4 protein-coding genes and 2 pseudogenes are annotated in these 4,475 nt (G+C 41.4%); 2 read left to right on the plus strand and 4 right to left on the minus strand.

Going from position 1 to position 4,475, the window contains the following annotated elements; all coding sequences use genetic code 11:
- The 4 genes and pseudogenes from ACEWB7_RS16970 to dapA all read right to left on the minus strand — a co-directional run.
- A pseudogene (locus ACEWB7_RS16970) lies at nucleotides 1-329 on the minus strand (transposase); the annotation flags it as partial.
- A 133-nt stretch (nucleotides 330-462) separates the two neighbouring features.
- Nucleotides 463-1,182: a phosphoribosylaminoimidazolesuccinocarboxamide synthase gene (gene purC, locus ACEWB7_RS16975; RefSeq protein WP_004781395.1), complete on the minus strand. Its 720-nt coding sequence runs from the start codon at nucleotides 1,180-1,182 to the stop codon at nucleotides 463-465.
- Between the two features lie 38 nt (nucleotides 1,183-1,220).
- The gene (locus ACEWB7_RS16980; RefSeq protein ID WP_034703997.1) at nucleotides 1,221-1,826 is read right to left on the minus strand and encodes a lipoprotein-34 precursor (NlpB); all 606 of its coding nucleotides are present in this window, start codon (nucleotides 1,824-1,826) and stop codon (nucleotides 1,221-1,223) included.
- 12 nt (nucleotides 1,827-1,838) lie between these two features.
- On the minus strand, nucleotides 1,839-2,738 hold the full coding sequence (gene dapA, locus ACEWB7_RS16985; RefSeq protein WP_125278859.1) for a 4-hydroxy-tetrahydrodipicolinate synthase: 900 nt from the start codon (nucleotides 2,736-2,738) through the stop codon (nucleotides 1,839-1,841).
- Nucleotides 2,739-3,466: 728 nt separating this feature from the next.
- Between dapA and ACEWB7_RS16990 the strand changes: the two are divergent.
- Nucleotides 3,467-4,090: pseudogene (locus ACEWB7_RS16990) on the plus strand (MFS transporter); the annotation flags it as partial.
- Nucleotides 4,091-4,138: 48 nt separating this feature from the next.
- A partial coding sequence (locus tag ACEWB7_RS16995; protein WP_411580984.1) for an IS607 family transposase occupies nucleotides 4,139-4,475 on the plus strand: 337 nt, incomplete at its 3' end.

A 4,475-nucleotide genomic window follows, 5' to 3' on the forward strand; every position in this document is an offset into this window, starting at 1 on the left:
TGAGTCATCGATTAACTTTTGTGGTTGAAGCGGCCCAGTTTCTTCAACACACCTTCTAAAAAATCAATTTCTAATGCCTGCTCACCGATTTTTGCATGTAGTTTTTTTAGATCGATGGGTGGTTCTGATGGAGCTTTTGATTGATCGAAAGCTTGTGAGGAAGCTGAGATCAATTGATTTTTCCAGTCAATAATTTGGTTTTGATGAACATCAAACTCAGAACTCAATTCAGCAAGTGTTTTTTCTGCTTTGATCGCAGCAAGTGCTACCTTAGCCTTAAAGTCGTTTGAATGATTTCTTCTTGGTCTACGTGCCATAAAATACTCCATATATTGATGTTTATAACATCATTTGAGGAGCAGAGTATCACTTATAGGAGTTGTTCAAATTTCCGGATCCATCTCTAGATTAGACAATAAAAAACCGGGCTATTAACCCGGTTCTTTGAAGTACTATTAGTGCTTAGATATCTTCAAGATTGATACCTAAACGTGCTGCAACTTCTTCGTACGCTTCAACCACGCCGCCTAGGCCTTGACGGAAACGGTCTTTATCCAGTTTTTTCTTGGTGTCTTTATCCCATAGACGGCAACCGTCTGGAGAGAATTCGTCACCCAGTACGATACGGTCGTGGAACACACCAAATTCAAGTTTAAAGTCAACCAGAAGCATATTACCCGCTTCGAATAATGCTTTAAGCACATCGTTCACTTGGTAAGTCAGTTCTTTCATTTTTGCCAGTTGTTCAGCAGTCGCCCAACCTAAAGCAATCGCTTGAGATTCGTTCACCATTGGATCGCCTAGCGCGTCATCCTTGAAGAACAATTCGAATGTAGGAGGAGTTAATTCTTTACCTTCTTCTACACCCAGACGACGGCATAAAGAACCCGCAGCATAGTTACGTACCACACATTCTACTGGAATCATTTTAAGTTTTTTCACTAACACTTCAGTTGGTGTCAGCAGTTTCTCAAAATGAGTTTCAATACCAGCAGCAGCCAGCTTTTCCATGATGAAGGCGTTAAAACGGTTATTCACCTTACCTTTACGATCCAGTTGTTCGATTTTTTCGCCATTGAATGCGGACGCATCGTCACGAAAAACTAAAATCAGGTGGTCTTCACTGTCCGTGGTATAGACAGATTTCGCTTTACCAGTATAGAGCAAGGTTTGTTTTAACATGAGGGAACCTTCTACAAAAAAAAATGCCTAGAAAATGTCTAGGCTGGCCAATTTTGGTAAATCTGGTTTAACAGTTCTGCTGCTTTTTCGCGGTCGGCAAAACTGTTATCGGGATTAAACACAGCCAGGGTGTTACTCGAACCTGCGGGAGAGAGTCTTAAAACATAGGTTTGCTGATCAACCTGAATCGTTACTTCATAACGATCTTTATTTTGACCAACGATAGAATGGTTAAGGCTGCTAAGCGTGGCAAGAGTGTATTGCCATATTGTAGCAGCATTTCCATCAATTTTGAGCAGTGGATTTTGATTTCCGTCAGTGACTAATTGCGGCTTTCCTGAAAAATTTTCTTGAGTTTCATCTGCTTGAGTTGAATTTACTGGCTGTGCAGTAGGGCGTGGCATCGCAAAGCGGTTACCACGCTGATTTTCAAGCTTTGGTGCATTTTCCAAGGCAAGCGGATCCACTGTCGGAGCAGGGTACAAAGGCGTTGCAGGACGAACCATTGACCCTTCAGGATATTGTAATGGTTGCAGCGTGGTTGTTTCTTTATAGTCCAAGGTACCGTTTTTAAAGGCCATTGAACTACAACCTGCTAAACTGAATACTGAAAGTGCCAGGGTAAGTCCTAAACGTAATTGCATAATCGTTGCTCTTTATTTAATGACGCTCGCTTCTACAAGTGCCTCATGAAGCGGAGCGCGATATTGTTCTGCAAGTGGTGTTAATGGAAGGCGAATACCTGTACCAATTAAGCCCATATCATGGAGAGCCCATTTCACAGGAATTGGGTTTGATTCGCAAAATAGAATATTGTGTAAATTTGCAACCTGAGCATTGAGCTCTTCAGCACGTGCAGCATCGCCTGCAATGGCTGCAGCACATACTTCACTCATGACTTTTGGTGCAACGTTGGCAGTCACAGAAATATTGCCTTTGGCACCATGACCCATTAACTCATAGGCAGTTGCATCATCACCTGAGTAAACGGTCATGTTTTTACCTGCCAGACCTTCAATCAGGGCAGCACCACGGGCTACATCACCTGTTGCATCTTTAATGCCCACGATCTGTGGAATATCTGCCAGACGGATCACGGTTTCATTAGCCATATCCACGCCAGTACGGCCTGGAACGTTATAAAGAATTTGAGGTAGGTCAACCGCTTCAGCAATGGCTTTATAATGCTGGTATAAACCTTCCTGAGTCGGTTTGTTGTAGTAAGGAGTAACCAGCAGGGCAGCATCAGCGCCAAGTTCTTTGGCTTCCTGAGTCAGCTCGATTGCTTCACGAGTCGAGTTTGCGCCTGTACCGGCAATGATAGGAATACGTTTGTTGGCAACACGAATGATTTCTTTGATCACTTGAGTGTGCTCGCTCATGCTGAGCGTTGATGCTTCACCAGTAGTACCTACAGCCACAATGCTGTTAGTGCCTTCTGCAATATGCCACTCAACCAGCTTCTCGAGACCCTTCCAATCTACGCTGCCATCTTCAAACATGGGGGTGACGATTGCGACAATGGAACCCTGAATGGTCTGTGCTTGCTGAGTCATTTTAAAAAACTATCCTATTTGTCCATCCGAAGAGAATGAGAAAACATATTTGGGATGGGTTTGTATTTTGATTTGTAGCAAATTCAATAGATTTGCACTGAATTGAATATTGCTTATGCAAATTATGACTGATCAAACGCATAAGAACAATATGCTTTAGTAAAAGCCACTGAATTCTTTATACAAAGCCTCTAGGCAACAATCAAGTTTTAATCGTTATGATTTTTTGCTGTCCAAATCATCCTTTATCCTCCAGCAGGATGAAAGCTAATGAATTCATTTTTTCAGTAAAAAATACACAGAATAAGTCACTTAAGTGAATTAAATAGATTTAGAAAACATTCTTTTATGGCGTTTTAGGGGAGTATTAATATTTATATTTGATGAATTAAGAGCTAAAATATATCGAATAATAAACCTCATTTATGATGAATAAAAAGCAAAAATGCCTGAACTAATCTTTTTTTCGTATTAGTGATCGGCCCTGAATTTTTCTCACTGTTGAATTTCCGGGTTTGATGTATAAGTCTAAATCCAAAAATACTGGGATTTTAATACTTCTCATTAATTGCTTTTTTGACTTTATCGAACAGCATCTTAAAGTCATTAATTTTCTGGATTTTTCAGTATATCCGAGCAAATTGTTCAACTTATTGGTAGTTAATTCTCTTTAGCGGCTCATAGATGATGGCCTCTCTTTTGAACGCTGATTGAACAAGGATATTCCAATGGAAAAATCAGACAATAAGCACGCGATCATCACAGTAGGGATCTGCTTTCTGATCGCTGTGATTGAAGGCCTAGATATTCAGGCTGCCGGGATTGCCGCTGCTGGTATTCGTGAGCACTTTGGTCTGGATAGCTCACAATTGGGTGTGTTTTTTAGTGCAGGGATTCTGGGCTTATTGCCTGGTGCACTGGTCGGTGGTCGATTTGCGGACCGTATTGGCCGTAAGAAAGTTTTAATCTGGTCAACCGCAATTTTTGCACTATTTACCTTATGTACCGTGTGGGTGAACAGTTTCCACAGTTTGCTGGCAGTTCGTTTTCTGGCGGGTGCGGGTCTTGGCGGTGCAATGCCAATCTTAATCACGCTGGCTTCTGAAGCCGTGGCTCCACAAAACCGTGGACGTGCCGTGGGCCTGATGTACTGTGGTATGCCAGTGGGTGCTGCAATCTTGTCTTTAATCGCAGCAACTGAATTCGGTGCAAACTGGAAAAATGTTTTTTACTTAGGTGGTTTATTACCCATCATCGTGATTCCACTGATGATGTTGTGTCTGCCTGAATGTAAAGAATACTTAAAGACACAAAACAAGACAGCCGCAGAACGTGCAGCATCTCCTCAGGGTTATTAATTGTTATTTGAATTCTACTTATTTCTATACTATTATATACAAATGAGTAGATATGTTAGCATTAGTGTTGCAGCTAAAACATTGGGTGTATCCATCCAAACCTTAAGAAGGTGGGATGAGGAAGGTGTTTTAGTTGCAGATCGAACGCCTAAAAATCACAGACGTTATGATCTGAGCAAAATCACGCCTGAACTTATCCATGATCTCGCTATTCAAAACAATCGAAAAACGATTGCTTATGCAAGAGTTTCGAGTCACGACCAAAAGGCTGATCTTGAAAGGCAGAAACAAGTTTTGGAGATGTATTGCGCCAAGCAAGGTTGGACATTTGAATTAATTAGCGATCTTGGTTCAGGAATGAATTATCGCAAAAAGGGGT

It is taken from the genome of Acinetobacter sp. NIOH-H-8 (assembly GCF_046635365.1).
Lineage (GTDB): Bacteria > Pseudomonadota > Gammaproteobacteria > Pseudomonadales > Moraxellaceae > Acinetobacter.